We start from the raw sequence: 19,691 nt of genomic DNA on the forward strand, positions 1-19,691 counted from the left end.
GCGAAGGTGTCCAACACGAAATGAAACGCCTTTTATATGCCCCGACCGTGCTTCTTGTCGGTCTGCTGAGCGCGCAGATTGTCGCCACCACGCATGTCTACCTGTCCAATCTGGACCTTTTGGAGGCGACCGAGGCAGTCATACGCAGCGGTTACCTGGCCGTCCCCAATGCCCGTGTCGCCGAGCTTCTCAACCGCCTGGGAAGTGCCATTGCCGGAGGGCTGTTCTTCACCCTGAGCATCGGGGCCGGTCTCTCTCTGGCCACACTCATAGGTGTCTGGCTGTGGGACCGGTTGTTCCAGCGACGCCGAAAGACAATCTTTCTCTACCTGCTCTTATGGATGGCCACCCTTGTCCTGATCAATGAAAACGGCTTGAATCTGATGGCCTCCGCCTATCTCGTGGTGGTACCGCTCATCACGGGTGTTGCGGCCTTTCAACTTCTGCCGGTCCGCACAACGCTGATTTCACCCACCGGTGTATTCTGGCCCGTATCCGCCGCCATTATTCTGGCCCTGCTGTGGGGCCTGGTGCTGGATCGCCACATGTTCACCAACATCCGGGACCACCTGCTGCTGGGAAACCGGGCCGGCCGTTTGATCACCGACGCCTACTATGCCTACACCCTCTTTCCCGCCGAGGCCTTTAAGTCACTGGAACAAAAGCAAATTCGCACCTGTGTACTCGACGGAAGCCTGGAGCGGAGCAGCTGGGTCCAACTCGAAAGGGCCTTCCGCACCCTTGACTGCCTGCCAATCCCGACCGGCAATCCAGCCGACCTGACCATCGGCCAGGCGAAGGAAGAAAAACGTTTTACCTTGAGCAACAGCCGTCGAACCGTCATGGACGTATCCCAACAGGAAGTGCTGGGCAGCCCAGGAAAAGTGCTGGCAGCCTATTCACAGGACCAGGACCGCAGCCGGATGTTCAGGACGCTGACCCTGGCCGGCCTGCTGCTGGGATTTCCCCTTATTCTGTTTACTTTTCTGTTCAGTGCCCTGGGATGGCTGCCCAATCTGTTTTTAACCGCTGCCGTATCCGACGGCGTTACCGCCTTACTTTGCATCCTTGCGGGGGGAATCCTGCTGATACCCGTTTACCAGGGACACACCGCTGCCCTTGACCCCGTGAATCCGGCCATCGGCCTTCCTGCCGCTTCCGCAATCACCCGCATCACGGCACTCAGGCAAGCGTATGAAGACCGGCGCGACATCGCCATGGATGCAAAAAAATTCGGGCTCACAAAAAGCCCCCACATCGCCGAACGATACTGGCTGGCGCGCAGCCTGGCCTATTCCCGAGATCCGGATGCCCATGCCATGCTGCTGAGTCTGGCCGGCGATGCGGTGCCCATCGTCGTCTGCCAGGCCTTATGGGCCCTGGGTGAACGCAAAAACCAGGCTGCGGTCCAGGCGATCATCAAACAGATCAGCACCTCCTCTCACTGGTACATACAGATGTACGGCTATCGCGCCTTGAGGACACTGGGATGGGTCCAGCCCCGATCTCCACAACTTTCCTATTAGCGTCACTGCTGGCCGTCGCCCTGCTTGAAGCGTCAGCCGCCTATTTCGGTACCCATGTGGCACTGCCCCGGCTATGGCTGGTCGGTGCGACCCGAACGGCGCAGATCATGGCGGTGACAACCCTGGCCGTGGTCCAGGCCGGGGGGCTGCATGTGCTCGGGCTAAACCGGACATCCATGCTGCCCGGCCTCGGGAAGGGGCTGGTCTGGTCGGCCGGTTTTGCCGCGGCCGCCGGCCTGCTGTTCCTGGGTCTGTTCGTGGCCGGCCGGGACCCGTTGATGCTGGTCCGGTCTCCGCTGCCGGAGGAAGCAGGCCAACGGATTTGGTTTTTCTTGATAGGTGGGATCGTTGGACCCGTATTCGAGGAGATCTTGTTCAGGGGATTGATTTTCGGTTACCTGCGCCGCTGGAATGTACCAGCGGCTGTGCTCATTTCCACCTTCGTATTTGCCGCCTTTCATCTGCCCACCATTCCCGTCACCCAGATCGTGGGAGGCTTGGTTTTTGCCCTGGCCTACCACACGGGCAAAAGCTTGATGGTGCCCATTACCATCCACGCGCTGGGGAACCTGGCCATCTTCACGCTGTCGCTTCCCTGGTTTCGCTGAGCGCATCACGGTCAAAAAAAAGCGGGCGATAGACCATGCCCCCGCTCTCGTTTTCCGGCTGAACCGACTCGGAAGCGGCGATCAGTGATCATCGGTCAACGTGTTTAAAATGGCAATAAGATCGTCGATCTGGGCCAGGGCAATTATTCACACCTTGACAGTTCCCGGCAAGTTTAATAGATTTGGACCTATCGACAGGGCATTTTCCTTTGACGGGGGAAGCCATTGCTCCCGTGCCGAAGGTTGAACATGGGCTCCGATTAACCCTTGAGTCCCTACCCGAATCATGCAGTGGATTCAAATGAGCGCCGATAAAAAAGACAAACACAGCGGACTGGCCACCCTGTTCGACGGGGTGGAACTGAAAAGTTTTTTCGTAAACTATCTGTGGTTTATCATTGCCGTTGAGATTCTGATCTTCCTGGTGAGCTTTCTGGGGAATCTGGGCCCGGACAAAGGCCCATTCCCGTGGAAATTCTACTTCTACGTTGCCTTCACCGCACCGGTGGCCATTACCTTTTTGCTGGGTGTTTTCATCCTGGCCTTCAACCAGTTCATCTTCGGCAATTCACCCGCCGCCGGGGAAGATGGAAACGTCGATACGGAAGCGGACGGCAGCCGGTCCAAGCTCTTCCAGTTCAACCTCTTTCTCACCCACATGAAGAAGGTGCCCTTTTTACCGGTGCTGTTCGCCCTGGTGGCCTGCGCAGTTCTGTTTTACAAACTGGATGCCATTTTTCTGTTCATCTTCAATGCCGGGGAGAAAATGGTCACCTACAGCCTGATTGCCTGCGGCGCCCTGCTGGCGGCCGGGCTGATTTTTGGCATCGCCTGGATCGTCAGCAACTACAAGCTCAGTAAACGACACATGGAACATCAGTACCGCTATCGCAACGATGTTATCGAAAAGCTCGGTTTTCTCATCATGGAAGACGATACGGTGATCGACAAGAATGGTAAACTGATCAGCCAGAAGCAACTTGCGCTGCCTGAATCCCGGCAGTCGTCCGAAGAGCGGGAGACGCTGAAAGTCCTGCCTCCTTCCAAATGAGATCACGGTCAGACCCTCACCTCGGCTCAATCGACCGATTACCCCATGGAATTGACAGGCTCACCCATGGCTTCCACCCGTGCAGATGAAAAAACCTAGCCGCGGCCTGCACGCAAACGCCGCCGGGTTCATCGTCAACCCGGCGGCGGCCAGCCTCTTTTTCGGGCTGGTCCTGACGATCGTGGTCTATTCGGCCCTCGACCTTTCCGGCGCCATGAACCATCTGGGATCCTATGGCCCGTTGCTGCCCTTGCTGGTCATCGTCTGGCTGATGGCCGGCGCCTACATCGGCATGAAACGATTCAAGCGTCGGGCGACGCGCATCCGCATCAAAGGCCCGCTGTTCATGCGCTTGCTGATGAATGACTGTCTCCAGCGGACCTGCGGCCTGATGGAGACGCGGCTGAACACACCGGCGATCTCTTCGGTAATGATTTTAAACGACATCCTGCTTGACAGAATGCTGCATATCTGCGCCACCGACTGCCTGCGTTTTTCGGACATCCGCCGGCAGATTGAGGACAGCCGCCTTAAAGGCACCAGCAATCTCGTGTTGGCCCGGTTTGGTCAGACCGCCGTTGAATACCGCAAACAGAACCTGCCCGCAGAAATCCGGCAGGTTGAGGATACGGTATTGCGAAGCCGGCCGGATCTGAAAGGACTGTTGGAACAATTAAAACACGCACACCAAACCCTTTTTACGGGTACCGGAGACTTAGTGGGCCTGCTACCTCCGGATTCAAAACGGGTAGCCAGAATCCGCACCACCTACCGTTACCGGCCGCCCACACCGGAGCGCGCCCAACGCATGGCCTTCGCCCTGGAAACCATGGCCTACCTGAAGGCCACCCGCCATGAAAACGTCAATCCCATGGATCGCAAACGCTATGACGGTGTGGCCGCCCAGATGATTCCAAAACTTGCCGACAACCTCAACGGTTACAAGCAGGCCTGGCAGGAATTGGTGGATGCTTTCGAAAAACCCGGAAATTAACGCTACAATTGACGCTCGTTGACCCACAGCCAAGCTGCTATTAATTCTGCTGGTCTTTGTACCACTGTGCCGGATTGGTAATAAAGGGGGGCGCCAGACCTTCACCGCTTTCATCAAATTGATACAGGGGAGATCCCACGCCGGCTACCTTGACACTCTTGAGTTTTTCGATAAAAGACTTGCGATCAACCCCACCGTTTTCAATGATTTTAACGGCTACCTTAACAGCGTCGTAACCATAGATTGCAGACAGAGGAGGCAAAATATCGTATTTTGATTTATATGTGTTGACCAAATGCTGGGCTTCGGGTCTGTTCATGTCCAAGGATGCCAGCGATGTGATGTAGATTTCATCTAGATTGTCCGCCAATTCGAAGAATTTTGGGGCAATCATCCCATCTGGACCATAAGTGGTCACATTCCAACCCATTTTACGGACCTGCTTGGCCAGCATGCCGCCTTCATTGTAAGTGACAAACAACACCAGAACATCAGGATTTTGTTGTTTTGCCCGCAACAGAACCGAACTGAAATCCACATCCTGCCCGGGGGTAATCACATCATCCGTTAACACCTTGAGGCCCATCGCATCCGCTTTGGTTTTAAAATAACTTCGCAATTGCTGCCCGTAGTCCTGATTCTCACTGATGATGGAGACGGTTTGCGCGCCGAATCTATTTTTGCAGTTTTCGGCCATATGATTCGCAATGCCACCGGTGGTATGGGTCAAACGGATGATATTGTTGAATCCCTGTTCGGTGATGGTATTCGCATTGGAGTAGGTAATGATATCTGCAATTCCATAGCGATTAAAAATGGGCGTAGCTGCCAGGGCACAGCTGCTCATGGTGGGACCCAAGGCGACCAGAAAATCGCTGGATGCAATTTTTTTAGCCACATTGGCAGATTCCTTGGGATCACCGCGGTCATCAAAGAAAGTTAATTTCAACTGATACCCTTTTAGTGGGCCGGCCTGAATGCCCCCACCTGCATTCACCTCTTCTATTGCGATTTCCTGCCCTTTTTTGTCATCCAGCCCATAATCGCCGTATTTTCCGGTACAGGCGTCATAACCGGCGATTGAAATGGTTTTGTTTTTTTTATCGATCCCCTCCTTTGCAAAACAATTGGTAGAAACCACGGCCGAAAAAAGTATTAAACAACATAGCGAAACAACCCCTTTTTTCATGTCAAACCCCTTTCTTTTTTGAGTATTGGTTATGATTCACCCAGGTAGCTCTTTCTAACCTCCTCGGAAAAAAGTAACTCTTGCGAACTTCCGTGATGAACGATCCTGCCAAGCTCTATCACATAAGCCCGCTGGGTAATTTTAAGTGCTTTTTTTACATTTTGTTCGACCAATAAAATTGACAAGCCTTCGTCATTCAGCTTTTTTATGGTTTTAAAAATGTTGTTGACCAGAAAAGGTGCAAGTCCCATGGATGGTTCATCCAAAAGCAAAAGCTTCGGGCGTTTCATCAAAGCCCGGGCAATGGCCAGCATTTGCTGTTCCCCGCCGCTCAGTGTGCCAGCCCGTTGATTGCTTCTTTCTCCAAGAATGGGAAACATTTCATAATATTTGTCCATATCCTGCTTGATGCCGGCTTTGTCCGTTCTTCCGAAAGCACCCATCTGCAGATTGGTTTTTACGGTTCGCTGGGTGAAAACCATGCGACCTTCCGGAACGTGGGAAATACCTAAGTGGACAATTTGTTCAGCCTTTTTATTTTCGATAGGCGTCCCCATGAAGGTAATACTTCCTTTAGAAGCCCTGATGAGTCCGGAAACCGTTTTCAGGAAGGTCGTTTTCCCGGCGCCATTGGCGCCAATCAGTGCAACGATCTCTCCGGTTTTGACTTCAAGGTCAATGCCAAACAAGGCCTTAATTTTGCCGTATTGTGCATGCAAGGAGCTGGCTTTTAGCATTAGGCTTCTTCCTCATCTCCAAGATAAATGGCCTGGACTTCCTTGTCCTTTTGGATTTCCAAAGGTGTTCCTTCACGAAATTTACGGCCGCTTTCCAGTACAACCAGACGTTCTGCGACCTGCATGATGAAACGCATGTTGTGTTCAATGACAAATACGGTGACGCCTTTTTCCTTGAGCAATTTAATAAAATTGGCCAGTGCATCCATTTCCACCGGATTCATTCCCGCGCAGGGTTCGTCAAGGAGCAGCAAATCTGGCTCGGAGGCAATGGCGCGACAGATTTCAAGTAAGCGCTGTTCACCATATGGCAGATTCTTGGCCATATCCAGGTGGCGGTCCGTCAGGTTTGCCAGTTCGAGTATCTGCATGGCTTTGTCTCTGGCTTCGGCTTCTTTTCTGCGGGTCCGCACAATGCGAACATACACATCCCATAGCGGAACATCTATTCTGCAGTGACGACCGATAAGAACATTGTCAAGGATTGAGATATTGGGGAAGACTCTCAGGTTTTGAAATGTCCGCGAGACCCCTTTGGCCGTGATCTGATAGGCAGGCATACCCGTGATATCTTCATCATTAAAAATAAACTTGCCGGTCGTAGGAGAATAAAGGCCTGACAGATTGTTGATGAAGGTCGTCTTACCCGATCCATTAGGGCCGATCATGCCCACAATTTCTCCTTTATCGACAGTGAGACTGACGTCACTCAAGGCAACGACTCCCCCGAATTTTTTTCCAATATGCTCAGCTATGAAAAGGCTCATGGGTTTGCTCCTGAATCCGTCGCCTGTTTTTTTGCACACAAATGCACACGTATTTAAGACCGCGGCAGATTAGTCCTTGAAGGCCGATGTACCGAATAAACCCTGGGGTCGGAAAAGCAATACCGCCACCATCATCCCGCCAATAACGAACATGCGATACTCGGCGATCCCGCGAAAAAACTCGGTGGCAAGGATCATAACCATTACACCGGCAAGCGGAGCCAGCAATGACCCCATTCCGCCCACAATCACCATGATGATCATCAGACAGGATTCTTCGAGTCTGAAATTAGACGGCGTGACGGTAGTCTGGTAAACAGCGAGGTAGCTTCCGGCTAGCCCGGCGTAAAAGCAGCCGATGCCGAAAACAATGATCTTATAAAAAGCCGTGTTGATGCCCATCACTGAAGCCGCAAGTTCATCTTCCCGGATGGCAATGAATGCACGGCCGTACCGCGAATTGATCAGAAGCATCAGAGAGAGGACGGTAAAGGCCAGAAGCCCCAGACCCACATAATAAAAATCGGTCTCCGTGCGGATCGACCAACCAAACAAATTGGGGATCGGGATGCCCACAATGCCCATGGCGCCATTGGTGAAGCCGATCCAGGCTTGGGTAACGAGTCTGAAAATTTCACCGAATGCGATGGTCAACAGACAAAAATAATCTCCCCTGACCTTTCGGGTCGGAAGCCCCAGCAAAATGCCGAAAAGCAGCGCGATAATCCCTGAGAGCAGTAGGCAGGGCAAAAAACCAAAACCATGCCGCGTCATTAAAATTGCAGTGGTATACCCCCCCAGGCCGTAAAAGGCGGCATGCCCAAGGGACAAAAGGCCTGTATATCCAAGGATCAGGTTCAGCCCCATGCATAGGATGCTATACAATATGAAGTAGTTTACGATTCCCAGGTAGTATGGGTTATCGATTATCCGCGGAACCAGAAGAAGCAGAAGGAATAAAAGACCATATAAAAACGCGGTTCGGCCTTTATTTGCCAGGAAGCGCGTCTGCATGCGCCCGTACCCGCTTTGGTTGACAACCAACAGCGGGTTTTGAATATTTTCCTTGTTATTCATATCCATAATCCCCCTGCGCTTCCTGACTGCTATACCTTGCTTTGCTCGACGCTTCCTAAGATACCGGTGGGTTTGATCAGCAAAATGACAATCAAAAAAAGAAAAGTAATCGGATCCCTGTAAGCCGAAGAGACGTAAACCCCCACGAAGTTTTCACAGATACCCAATATCATCCCGCCGATCAGGGCTCCGCTTAAGCTTCCGATGCCACCGATGATGGCTGCGGTAAAGGCGATAATGGTTCCTCGAAATCCCATGGCAAGGGACACCGCATTATACGAGGTGGAATAAAGGATGCCGCCAATGACACCCAGCAAACCGCCGAGAAAATAGACGATGGAGATCGTTCGATTGATGGGAATGCCCATCAGACTGGCCGTGGGTATGTCTTCAGACACACACAAAATGGCTTTCCCATATGGATGGAACTTCAAAAACAGGGTAAAGAGAACAATGAACCCGACGGCGATGGCCAACGTGATGATCTGGGCGACGGGAATCGTCAACCCGAGAAAGTGCAGCGCATCCGCCTTGAATATGGTCGGAAACGGCAGGACCTGGTTGCCCCACTTGAGTTCGTTGGCGTTTTGAATCACATATGCGGCCCCCAGAGCCGTGATCATCGAAATCATACGGTGCTGGCCCGAACGCAACCGCCGGTAGGCCACAATTTCGACCACCGATGCCAGCACACCGCCAAGCAGGGCCGCGATGACAATCGCTGCAATCGGGTTCAGGTTATGCGCCGTCAACAGTGTGTAGCTGACAAAGGTGCCGAAAATGTAAACGTCTCCGTGGGCGAAGTTCATCAGTTTGAGAATGCTGTAAACCATGCTGTAGCCGATGGTGACCAGCGTATAAATTGCGCCCACCATTATACCGACCAAAAGCACATCAAAGAACATTTTCATTCCCTTTCTTTTTAATCGGAAAATGGACGATCGACTGATGCGATGTTTTTTTTACATCATCGGGGTATTCGGCGACGAATCAGACTACATGAATCCGAAAAAAGGCAGCCGCACATGCGTCGTATGAACGTAGTGGATCATGGTAAAGAAATCGTAAACCGGCAAATTCACCGCTTGTTGAACGGCTTTGGCATAAGGCGGTAGATCACTGCATTCAAGGAGAATTGCGCCCATATCCGGGTTCCCCGCTACCAGATCGCTGGCTACCTGTACAACCTCCTGCTCTATTTTGTCTGAATCCAGCGTTCCCTTTTCTTCGAGAACAGCTTCCCGAAATTCAATCTGTCCTTCCATTCCGGCAACGATTAAGGGTAGTCCATCGGGTATCCCCGCGCCCTTGAAATGATCAGGTGTCAGGCAGGCGGAATTGGCGGTTATAATGCCCACCGGTCTTCCAGTTATTTGAAATATGAAGGGAATTTGCAGCAGGCTGGTTAAAAAAACCGGTATGTTCACCGCAGCGCGAACTTGGGTTTGAAATTGTGCCATGAACCCGCAGGCACCTGTAATTGCCTTTACGCCACGACTTTCCAACTTCTTGGCCGCATGGATGAAGGGTTCCAGTAAACTCGGGTCGCGCTGGTTCAACAGGCGATCAATGGACGCCCCGTTTACCTCCTGATAACGAACAGGGAAAGGAAAGGTACTGGCATTGCCAACATTTCCCGGTATGCACGGATATGTGGCGTCCAAGATCAGAATTCCAATGGATTCGCCATACCATGACTGGCTTTTTCTGGTCACTTGGAATTGAACCATCTGCGACACCTTTAGCGACCCACAATAATTTAAACCAGGAGAGGATTACAATTCGCTTTATGATGTTGCGGAACTATATTTAATGAATTTTCTTTTGTCAAGAATTCAATATCTTTAATTTTTTTCTGATATTTCTTTGGTATACTTTAATAATTAAGGCAACTTACCGAATATATTTTGATGGCAATTAAATAATCTTGGGATGCGGGCGGCTGTGAACCAATTGAAGAACAAATAGTTTACACGAATTAACATTTTTAGTATATCAATGGAAAATTATAACGCTAAAGAGATAAAAATCATTATGAATCCGGAAATTTATGAAATTTTAAAGGATCGAATCCTGTATATGCAATATCAACCGGGACATATCCTGAACGAAAAGGTGCTTGCCGAGGAGTTCAAGATGAGTCGCACGCCCCTCAGGGAGGTGCTCATGCGCCTGGAATGGGACATGCTTGTCCGTATTCTGCCCCGAACCGGTGCGCTGGTTACCGAAATTGAATTCTACCTCATGATGCATACATTCCAGGTTCGATTTGAGATTGAAGGATTGGTCGGCCGTCTTGCAGCTGAACATTGCAAAGATGAGCATTTAAAAAAAATTGACGCCATCATTGAAAAATGCAACCCTCTTTATGGGGAGCGCAATTGCCGCAAACTGGTTGAAGTAGATATAGAATTTCGAAATTTACTGTTTAAGGCGGCGAGCAACCCGGTTCTCAAAGAAACATCGACCAATCTTTATACCATCACGCAACGGCTGTGGTACACGATTCTGGACCGAGGAAATTGGGATGATGAAGTCAAAAATGTCCAAAATGAAATCATGGGCACCAAAAAATCATGGGAAGATGGTGATCCGAAACGTGCCGGAGCGTTTCGAAAAGATGCGTTGACAAGACATTTTGAGTTAATACGTGGAAAATTTTGGGGAAATTGAAGCGTAGCCTGTGGCCACCGCTCTGATTCCCCACCAATTTCACCGGCCTTAGTTACCGCCAAACCCACCGGAATGTTTTTAATGCAGGTTTTTTAAAGCCACTTTTTATTTCTGCGCATCCACGATGGCCACCTCTTCAAAGGTCTTGATCTCGCACAACACCCGGGTGGCGGCATCCAGCAGTTCCATGGCCACGGCGGCGCCGGTGCCCTCTCCCAGCCGGAATCCAAGGTCAAGCAGTGGTTCCACGCCCAGGTGTTCGTGCATGAAGCGGTGGCCCACTTCAACGCTGCGGTGGCTGGCAAACAGGTAGGCTTTGGCCGCCGGCGCCAGTTCACAGGCGATCAAGGCGCCGGCGGTGGCGATGAGCCCGTCACACACCACGGGTATACCGGCAGCCGCAGCCCCGATCACCAGGCCGGCCAACCCGCCGATCTCGAATCCCCCCACCTTGGCCAGCACATCGAAAGGATCCCGGGGATCGGGGCGGTGCAGGTCCAGGGCCTGTGCGATGACCCGGATCTTGTTAGCCAGGGCGGCGTCTCCGATGCCTGTACCCCTGCCGGTCAGTTTATCAACGGCGATGCCGGAGAATGCAGCGATGACGGCGGATGACGGCGTGGTGTTGCCGATACCCATGTCGCCGGTCCCCAGCATCTCCACCGGGCCTTCGGCCAGCAGTTCGCTGACGATCTCGATGCCGGCCCGGACGCTTTTCACGGCGTCCCCGCGGGGCATGGCCGGCGTACGGGCAAAATTGGCCGTGCCTTTGCCAACCTTTTTATGGAATATGGGCAGTGCCGGATCGAAATCGAAGTTGACCCCCAGATCGGCCACCTTTACCCGTGCCCCGGCGTGTCGGGCCAGCACGTTGATGGAGGCCCCTTGGTTGACAAAGTTGAACACCATCTGGGCCGTGACCGCCTGGGGAAACAGGCTCACCCCTTCGTCTGTGACGCCGTGGTCGCCGGCGCAGGTGACGATGACCTTGTTGTCCAGGCGCACGTCCAGGGAGCCGAATATGGCCGCCAGCCGGGCCGACACCGGTTCCAGCATGCCCAGGCTGCCGGCGGGCCGGGCCTGGTTGGCCAGCCGTTCGTTGGCCTTTGCCAGAATCTCCTGGTTCAACGGTTTAATCGACGAGATGCTTTTCTCTATCAGTTCCATGATGCCCCCATTACCGAATATTTGTGTGGAAATGGTAGATTTTGGTTCAGGCCAAGGCCGCAGCGATGACGAAACCGCAGGCACAGCAGCGCTGCGTTGAGGATTTCGTCAGCGTGAGAACGCCGGCCTGGGCCGCAAGCTACCGTTTCACGGTGAACATTTGTCTCCGGCGATGTCCTGGCTAAATACCTCCATGCCCTTTTTCATCGCACAGAAATCGCCGCACATCGTGCAGGTCTCCGACTGCTCCGGCCGTCTGCTCCCGCGAATCGCCTTGGCCGCTTCCGGGAAAAGCAGCAGATCCTGAAGATCGTCCCAGCGCATGTCCCGTCGGGCCATGGCAGCCTGCTTGTCCCGGTCCCGCCGATCGGGATATTTGCTCAGGTCGCCGATGTGCACGGCCAGGCGGGTGACTCGCACGCCTTCGCGCACATTGGCCTCATTGGGCAGGGCCAGATGTTCGGCCGGAGTAATATAGCAGATCAGATCCGCCCCGTGGCGGGCGGAAGCGGCCGCACCGATAGCGGCAGCGACGTGATCGTATCCGACGCCGATGTCCGAGGGAATCGGCCCCAGCACGTAGTAGGGAGCATGGCCGCTCATGCGCTTTTCCAGCATGATATTGCCGGCGATTTCATCCAAAGGCACATGGCCCGGGCCTTCCACCATGGTCTGGCAGCCCATTTCGCGGCCGATTTCGGCCAATTCGCAGTTGATGATCATCTCCGCCATCTGGGCCCGGTCGTGGCTGTCATGGATGGCGCCGGCTCGGATGCCGTTGCCCAGGGAAAGCACGGCGTCATACTTTTTCATCAGGTTGCACACCCGGTCAAACTGTTCGTACAGGGGGTTTTCTTTTTTATTCACATCCATCCACGCCACCATGAAGGTTCCGCCCTTGGAAGCCAGCCCCCCGTAGCGAAAGCCCTGTTTTCTGAGGCGGCGGAGGGTGTACTGGTTGATCCCGCAGTGGATGGCCATGAAGCTGAGACCGTCAGTCAACTGCTGCTCGATGAGATCGAACAAATATTCGGGGTCCAGCATGGCCGGGTTGCGAGTCCTGCGGGTGGTCTCCTTGAATGCCTGGTACAGCGGGACATTGCCCACCGGTCGGTTGGTGGCGGCCAGCACCGCCCGGCGCACGGCATCCAGGTCGCCGGCGGCGGAAAGCTCCATGAGCGTGTCGGCGCCCTCTTCCTCGGCGGCCAGTGCTTTTCTCACTTCCATCTCGATGTCACAGATATCCGACGACGTGCCGATGGAGGCATTGACTTTGGTTCGCAACCCTTTGCCGATTCCCACCACCTTCTGCCCCTTGCGGAATGGATTGTTGGGAATGACAATCTGCCCCCTGGCCATCCGATCGCGGATAATCTCGGGGTCTATCTGCTCATTGGTCGCCACCGCCTGCATCTGTTCGGTGATGATCCCTTCCCTGGCCAGTTCGATCTGCGTACGCATAGGCGCTCCCTTTTGCTCTGGAACGGGGAAATCGGCCCCCATGGCCCAATAAAAAACCCCGGACCGAAAAATAAATTTTCAGCCTGGGGTTTTGCCATCACCACCAAGACACATTTCCCTGCGGCAGGTCTTCTGACTCGCGGATCGTCCTACCAGCCGCCCCTTCCCGTGCCGATTCGAGCAAAATAATCACGGCACAGTGGCTTTGGCGGCCTTCGTCCCCGCTCACAGCGACGGGTTCGTCCCGGAATCGCACCGGGTTCCCTATTATCCCTTGCACTCCATCCGAAATGCGGGCACCGAAAGGCTCAACAGCCAATTGCGGTCATTTTGTAAAAGAAGCGGTGCCGGCTGTCAATGGATTTTTTTCCTTGCCCTTGCTTCCTGGCCTGCCTTTATTTTACCAATCATGTTGAACCCTCAAACATGAATGGGTGGCAAAGCTATCGTGCCAGCCCACGAAGCGCTTCCAGTAAGGTTTCATCAATATCCATTTCCCCTGACGCCACACACCGTTTATGATTGGCGTGTCCTCTGTCACCCGGGATCTGAACACCGAAAAAGCCTTCCGCCGGCGGTAAAGATCGTATCTTTGCACACATCTTCGACACATTCTGTTTGAATAATGACACATCGACGAAACTGCCGACATCGATCCCAATCATCAGAAATCCATATTCCGTTGGATTCCAACCGGGTGTCTGCTGGGTGCTCAGCAAACTGTGAACCAGCGGTCCGGTTAAGATCTCGATTAACATCATGATCCCATAGCCTTTAAAGCCACCGCCCATGGGTAATAAATTGGCCACACCATCATCGTTCAGCGCCTGGTTGGCATCTGTGGTCAACGCCCCGTCTTGATCTAAAGCCACATTGGGTTTGAGGGGCAAATTTTTCTCTTTGGCCGTTTTCAGTTCAAAAAATGGAATTTCAGTCGTTGCCATATCCAAAACAATCGGGTCAGTTGCCGTGGGGATGACATAGGCGATTGGATTGGTCCCCAGCACGCCTTGTCTGGCGCCATAGGGTACACAGCATTCGGTTCCACCATTGAACATGCAAATGGCGATCATATCCCGCTTGGACAACTCGGTTGACCACATGTTCAGCGTAGTTATACCCGCAGAGTTTCGAAAACCGATCGCGGCGATCCCGTTCTTGCGGGCTTTTCGCTCGATTTCATCGTGAATGGACCGGATCTTGAGCGATGGCGCGAGGCCGTTGAAATCGAGTATGGTAACACCGGCTTGGTCAACAATGGTTTCAACCCCTTCCGCACTACTTTTCTTCCAAACCTTCAAGTCTGAGATGGCTTCTTTGATGGGCAGCATCCGTGGGGACTTGCTTAGGTGCGACGCGACGATACAATCGCTGAAATAGCGCGCCTCCTGCTCAGACACATGCCTTGAAGCCGACTTCACAAGCAGCCTTCGAACCTCTTCAATTTTTACCTTCATCATTCCTCGCATCTTCGCCAATGATTGATGGGTGTAACTTATCCAATGATTTCGATGGTACCGCAATCACCATCAATCCGCAGTAAATTTCCCATACGGATGATGGAGAAAAGATCCTCGGCAATGTCCGTTACCAAAGGAACGTTGAGTACGGCGGCAGTGACAGCAGTTCGTGAATCGAGCCGTGGAAATACAAGGGCGGCGGGACCACAGCCAGCTTCTTTGGCCGCATGGAAAAAAACCGACCATCCATTGGAGCCTTTGCTGCCGTCAAGGATCAGCACGCTGTCTTTGATGCTCATGCCTTCAAGTGGATGATCGGGTTCGACCACGGTCCCGGTGAAAATATCGACGCCACCCCAACCGGTAATGGTTCGGCGGCTGATCATGGCAGGACCCTCGGCAATCCCTCCCAAGGCACCCCGACCGGTTATGATTCTTGTTGTACCCATCAACGACCCTCCCAATAACCACTGATTGCGGACTGAAGACACGCTTTCCATGAACCGTAAAACAGTTTGGCATCCGTTTCCTGTGCGGCGGAAATGCGCTGTTTGGCTGAATCGTAGGCAGCGCTGCGCACACCATCTGGATAACCGCGCGTGGATGGGCAGCTGCCAGTCAAGAGCCTTGCCCCGGCGTCCTCAATCGTTTCGGTATAGCCGCAGCGGTCTGCCATATGTTTTATCGTACCGGCGGTCCACAAATGGACGGTGGTGTCCGGATGAATACGTTTGCCATCCAGATATGCAGCAATACGCCTGAGTTCATCGATGTGGTAATGGGGGCACCCCAATGAAACGTAATCGATTTTTTCCCGCCCATGGCCACTTAATTCTTGCAGGGAAGCGGTCATATCAACAGCACCAATCTCAATGGTAAGATTCGGTTTCCGGTGGTTCAATGCCTGTCCGTGTGTTCCTGCCTCCGGGGTAAGGCCAACGATATGACACAGTTCCGTACCCGCCGCACAGGCCAGGGAGGCAAAAAAGGCCTTCAACTGAATGCTGGTGGGACGGGGGTAGTCCCCGGTTAAGACCGGAATCGAATGGGGTGGTAGTTGACGACCCAGTGTATATCCAAGAAGATCCCAATCATGTACCGACCGGGGTTCAATGTCGACCACGACTAAGTCCGTGCCGATCCGGTTTTCGGGCAGATGTTTGCCGGCAAGGGGTGTGCGGCCGCAGACCGCTGCACAAAAGCTGGCTTCGATGCCGTCTCCATTGCCGCAGGCGCCCCACGCGGAATTCATGAACAGGACGGCGCTGGATTCACAACTGACAAAATGCTCGCCCATGAGCGGAATGAATCCAGTCAGGTAGGGGATACAATTTCCGCTCAGCACAACGCCGGCATCGACGAACCTCGAGAGAAATCTGGCATTGCGCGCCTTTTTTTCAGGTGACATCAACATGCCATCTGAGACTTCGCTGCAATCCGCATCCACACCGGAAAAACAGATGCATTGGGCATCCATTTTTTCAAGATTCACGATCTCCGATGAGCACAGTGACATCTTGGAAAAAATAACGTCAAAATCATCGGATGGAACTACATCCAGGTAATGATGACTGCCGCAGAAAAGATCTGCCCACGTGACCTTGCACAACGTTTCAGCGCCCACGACCCGGCAGTAGCGGACGATCAATTCCATCGCTTTTTGCTTAACAAGGCCTTTTTGCCCATCCAGAATCATCTTCTCCTTATCGGACAGCTTCATCGGACGTCACTTTCTTTTCAATTATGGTGTTGAACAATGATATATGGATCAATGCAATCCATTTTTTCGCGGTCATCTTTCCCCAGGAATTGACCAGCGTTGCCGCTAGAAAAAAAGATATTCGTTGTTGCGTAGAAGGCTTACCCCTGTATAGGGAACCAACCAGCGGCATCAACCTTTTTTAGTCGAATTCTTATGTGTGTTTTATATGAAAAAGCAAGGAATTTGATTTGCTGCCCTCGGTGATTCGGTGCAGGAATGTGAGGATGTACTCTGAATAACTTGATCCATGGGCGTCCATCACCGGCCTCCCGGATAAACTGTCGCTGTTTGACACGGGACGACGGTATTCGACGTCCAGCTGCCCCCCCCGTGATCGATTTCGGCACTGGTCATACGTGCAAGATCCCGGGAACTGTGTTACTATCAGGTACTGGTAAAGTTAATGTTCCAGGCAAGAACTCATCGCTTGCTGAAACGTTGAATCCCCTTCGATGGAGAAAACGGATGCTGTCGGATGAATCAAAAACCATCCTACGAAGAATTGGAAAGACGCGTTTTGGAGCTGGAAAAAGCCTTGCGGGAAAACGAACGCACGGAAAAGGTTCTCCGCCAGAACGAGGACAAGTACCATCAACTGTTTGAACTGGAATCAGATGCCATTTTCCTCATCGACCATGCAAGCGGTCGCATCCTTGAAGCCAACCATGCCGCCTCAATGATGTATGGCTTTTCCCGGGAAGAACTTTTGGAATTGCGCAATTCAGATCTCTCAGCCGAACCGGAATCCACCAAACAGGCTATTCACGATGAAGCGCATGTTATTCCCAGGCGCTATCACAAGAAAAAGGACGGGACCACATTCCCTGTGGAAATCACAGGAACTTATTTCAATTGGCAGGATCGCAAGGTCCATATTGCCGCCATCCGAGAGATCAGCTGGCGTCTGCAGGCCGAGGATACACTGCGGGAAAAAGAACAGCGGCAACAAATCCTTGCCGCCAGTATTCCCGGTGCGATTTTTCAATTCCTTATCAAGGCGGACGGTTTCCACTCCATTCCCTGCATCAGCGCCGGGGCAGAGGCCCTTTTTGGACGGCCGATATCCGACCTTACCGATTTGAACCTGTTATTGGATACCATCCATCCGGATGATCGGGCTGTCCTTAGAAAATCGATTCTTGAGGCTGCTCAACGAATGCAGCGATGGACTCTGGAATACCGCATCCTTAGACCAGACGGAGGGATCACATGGCTGCGCAGTTCATCCAACCCCCAGCGGCTTCCCGACGGCAGTATTCTTTTTAACGGCGTGCTGCTGGACATCACCGATCGCAAGGCCCTCGAAGAGGCGTTGATGGAAATGAATACGTTTATCCAGACTGTCCTGGATAACCTTCCCATAGGTGTCGCCGTCAATTCGGACGATTCGGTGGTCAGGTTTGATTACATGAATGACAATTTTGCCAAATTCTATCGAACGACCAGGGCCACGCTGGCAGAACCGGGTGCTTTCTGGGAGGCCGTTTACGAAGATCCTGTATTCAGGGAAAAAATCAAACAACGGGTCATGGAAGATTGTGCCAGTGGAGACCCGGAACGCATGCAATGGGAAGCGGTGCCCATCACCCGCAAAGGGGAAGAAACCACCTTCATCACCGCCAGGAACACAATGGTGCCTGGGAGACCGCTGATGATATCGTCCGTTCAGGATGTGACCAATCACAAAAGGGCGGAGGATGCGTTGCGGGAAAGCGAGGCCCGTCTTCAAGCAATTATCAAGTCCAATGCCAATCCCATTGTGGTCTACGATACCAACGGTCTTCCGCAATATTTGAATCCCGCCTTTACCGAGGTATTCGGTTGGACACTGGATGAGTTGCGCGGTCAGCGCATCCCTTTTGTCCCCGATGAACAAAAAGAGACCACCGCCGCGAAGATAGAGGAGCTCTATGCCTTTGGCAAACCAGTTAAATTTACCAATAAAAGACTGACCAAAGGGGGGACAATCCTGAATGTTATCGTCAGCGCGGCGATCATCAAAGATCCACTGGGCAAGGGTAAAGGAATGGTAGTCAATCTGATCGACATCAGTGAACAAAAAAAACTGGAACGCCAACTTCACCAGGCCCAGAAAATGGAATCCGTGGCCCGTCTGGCCGGGGGTGTGGCCCACGATTACAACAACATGCTCAGCGTGATTATCGGTTATGCGGAACTGACCCTGGAGAAGATGAGCCCGTCTGATCCTTTGCATCACGATCTGCAGGAAATCCTGGCCGCCGCCATGCGATCCGCTGACATTACCCGACAGTTGCTGGCCTTTGCGCGCAAACAGACTATCGCGCCCAAGGTGCTCGACTTGAACGCAACGGTCGAAGGGGTCCTGCAGATGCTCCGGCGGCTCATCGGCGAGGATATCGATCTGGCCTGGCTGCCGGGCAGGAATATCTGGCCGGTCAAAATGGACCCCACCCAACTCGACCAGATCATGGCCAACCTTTGCGTCAACGCCCGCGACGCCATCACCGATGTGGGCAAGATCACCATCGAAACAGGCATGGCAACCCTTGATGAGGCCTACTGTGCCGATCACCCGGGATTTATCCCAGGCAATTTCGTAATGCTGGCCGTGAGTGACGACGGCTGCGGCATGGACAAGCAGACCCTGGTCAATCTGTTCGAGCCCTTTTTCACCACCAAAGCTGTGGGTAGGGGCACCGGGCTGGGGCTGGCCACAGTCTATGGCATCGTCAAACAGAACGAGGGCTTCATCAATGTTAGCAGTGAGCCGGGTAAAGGTTCGACATTCACCATTTACCTGCCCAAATATTTGGGGCCGGTCATTGAAGATCAAATGCAACCGACAGATAGCGTTCCCAAGGGCCGGGGTGAAATGGTGTTGGTCGTGGAGGACGAACCCGCGACCCTGAAGTTGGCGGAGCGGATGCTGTCCGATCTGGGCTACAAGGTTATTGTAGCTGGCACACCGTCCAAAGCCATCAACCTGGTCAAGGATCTGGCCGGTGAAATCCACCTGCTGATAACCGATGTGGTCATGCCCGAAATGAACGGCCGCGAACTCTCGGAGCAGTTGCGATCCCTCTATCCCGCGCTCAAGCTTCTTTTCATGTCCGGTTATACAGCCGATGTGATTGCCCATCGAGGCGTTTTGGAAGACGGTGTTAATTTCATCCAGAAGCCGTTCTCCAAAAAGGACCTGGCCACCATGGTGCGCCAGACGCTGGGCGGAAAATAGGC

The 19,691-nt window shown here is 52.9% G+C and carries 17 protein-coding genes and 1 riboswitch; of the genes, 6 read left to right on the forward strand and 11 right to left on the reverse strand.

Annotated elements, in window-relative coordinates; all coding sequences use genetic code 11:
• Positions 1-20 precede the first annotated feature (20 nt).
• From R6V78_RS04005 to R6V78_RS04020, 4 genes are all read left to right on the forward strand, one after another.
• The gene (locus tag R6V78_RS04005; protein WP_410288041.1) at positions 21-1,526 is read left to right on the forward strand and encodes a HEAT repeat domain-containing protein; all 1,506 of its coding nucleotides are present in this window, start codon (positions 21-23) and stop codon (positions 1,524-1,526) included.
• On the forward strand, positions 1,490-2,134 hold the full coding sequence (locus tag R6V78_RS04010) for a CPBP family intramembrane glutamic endopeptidase (protein ID WP_410288042.1): 645 nt from the start codon (positions 1,490-1,492) through the stop codon (positions 2,132-2,134). Before R6V78_RS04005 ends, R6V78_RS04010 begins: the two co-directional genes overlap by 37 nt.
• Positions 2,135-2,435: 301 nt before the next feature.
• Positions 2,436-3,185: a hypothetical protein gene (locus R6V78_RS04015; protein ID WP_410288043.1), complete on the forward strand. Its 750-nt coding sequence runs from the start codon at positions 2,436-2,438 to the stop codon at positions 3,183-3,185.
• Between the two features lie 85 nt (positions 3,186-3,270).
• Positions 3,271-4,179 carry a hypothetical protein gene (locus R6V78_RS04020; protein WP_410288044.1) on the forward strand — a complete coding sequence of 303 codons (909 nt, stop codon included), beginning with the start codon at positions 3,271-3,273 and terminating at the stop codon, positions 4,177-4,179.
• A 40-nt stretch (positions 4,180-4,219) separates the two neighbouring features.
• On the opposite strand, the gene R6V78_RS04025 is transcribed toward R6V78_RS04020, so the two are convergent.
• The 6 genes from R6V78_RS04025 to R6V78_RS04050 form a co-directional block, all read right to left on the reverse strand.
• Positions 4,220-5,368 (reverse strand): ABC transporter substrate-binding protein, encoded by a 1,149-nt coding sequence (locus R6V78_RS04025; RefSeq protein ID WP_410288045.1) that lies wholly within the window; start codon positions 5,366-5,368, stop codon positions 4,220-4,222.
• Between the two features lie 29 nt (positions 5,369-5,397).
• Complete coding sequence (locus tag R6V78_RS04030) at positions 5,398-6,105, reverse strand: ABC transporter ATP-binding protein (protein ID WP_410288046.1); 708 nt, start codon at positions 6,103-6,105, stop codon at positions 5,398-5,400.
• Positions 6,105-6,872 (reverse strand): ABC transporter ATP-binding protein, encoded by a 768-nt coding sequence (locus tag R6V78_RS04035; protein ID WP_410288047.1) that lies wholly within the window; start codon positions 6,870-6,872, stop codon positions 6,105-6,107. Before R6V78_RS04035 ends, R6V78_RS04030 begins: the two co-directional genes overlap by 1 nt.
• 69 nt (positions 6,873-6,941) lie before the next feature.
• Entirely contained in the window at positions 6,942-7,949 is a 1,008-nt protein-coding gene (locus R6V78_RS04040; RefSeq protein ID WP_410288048.1) for a branched-chain amino acid ABC transporter permease, read from the reverse strand.
• Positions 7,950-7,978: 29 nt separating this feature from the next.
• On the reverse strand, positions 7,979-8,860 hold the full coding sequence (locus R6V78_RS04045) for a branched-chain amino acid ABC transporter permease (protein WP_410288049.1): 882 nt from the start codon (positions 8,858-8,860) through the stop codon (positions 7,979-7,981).
• A gap of 84 nt (positions 8,861-8,944) precedes the next feature.
• Positions 8,945-9,679 (reverse strand): aspartate/glutamate racemase family protein, encoded by a 735-nt coding sequence (locus R6V78_RS04050; RefSeq protein WP_410288050.1) that lies wholly within the window; start codon positions 9,677-9,679, stop codon positions 8,945-8,947.
• A gap of 304 nt (positions 9,680-9,983) precedes the next feature.
• Between R6V78_RS04050 and R6V78_RS04055 the strand changes: the two genes are divergently transcribed.
• Positions 9,984-10,622, forward strand: a complete 639-nt coding sequence (locus R6V78_RS04055) for a GntR family transcriptional regulator (protein ID WP_410288051.1) — start codon at positions 9,984-9,986, stop codon at positions 10,620-10,622.
• Between the two features lie 105 nt (positions 10,623-10,727).
• Here the strand turns inward: R6V78_RS04055 and cobT are convergent, their stop codons facing one another.
• From cobT to R6V78_RS04080, 5 genes are all read right to left on the reverse strand, one after another.
• Positions 10,728-11,789 (reverse strand): nicotinate-nucleotide--dimethylbenzimidazole phosphoribosyltransferase, encoded by a 1,062-nt coding sequence (gene cobT, locus R6V78_RS04060; RefSeq protein WP_410288052.1) that lies wholly within the window; start codon positions 11,787-11,789, stop codon positions 10,728-10,730.
• 147 nt (positions 11,790-11,936) lie between these two features.
• Positions 11,937-13,250: a phosphomethylpyrimidine synthase ThiC gene (gene thiC / locus R6V78_RS04065; protein WP_410288053.1), complete on the reverse strand. Its 1,314-nt coding sequence runs from the start codon at positions 13,248-13,250 to the stop codon at positions 11,937-11,939.
• A 104-nt stretch (positions 13,251-13,354) separates the two neighbouring features.
• A riboswitch (cobalamin riboswitch) is annotated at positions 13,355-13,569 on the reverse strand.
• A gap of 124 nt (positions 13,570-13,693) precedes the next feature.
• A complete protein-coding gene (locus tag R6V78_RS04070; protein ID WP_410288054.1) occupies positions 13,694-14,710 on the reverse strand; it encodes an Ldh family oxidoreductase in 1,017 nt (338 codons plus the stop codon).
• A 35-nt stretch (positions 14,711-14,745) separates the two neighbouring features.
• Positions 14,746-15,159, reverse strand: coding sequence for an aconitase X swivel domain-containing protein (locus tag R6V78_RS04075; RefSeq protein WP_410288055.1), 414 nt, complete (start codon positions 15,157-15,159; stop codon positions 14,746-14,748).
• Positions 15,159-16,430, reverse strand: coding sequence for an aconitase X (locus R6V78_RS04080; protein WP_410288056.1), 1,272 nt, complete (start codon positions 16,428-16,430; stop codon positions 15,159-15,161). Before R6V78_RS04080 ends, R6V78_RS04075 begins: the two co-directional genes overlap by 1 nt.
• A 517-nt stretch (positions 16,431-16,947) precedes the next feature.
• On the opposite strand from R6V78_RS04080, the gene R6V78_RS04085 reads away from it, so the two are divergent.
• A complete protein-coding gene (locus R6V78_RS04085) occupies positions 16,948-19,689 on the forward strand; it encodes a PAS domain S-box protein (RefSeq protein WP_410288057.1) in 2,742 nt (913 codons plus the stop codon).
• Positions 19,690-19,691: the final 2 nt, after the last annotated feature.

Source organism: Desulfosarcina sp. (assembly GCF_046496365.1).
Lineage (GTDB): Bacteria > Desulfobacterota > Desulfobacteria > Desulfobacterales > Desulfosarcinaceae > Desulfosarcina.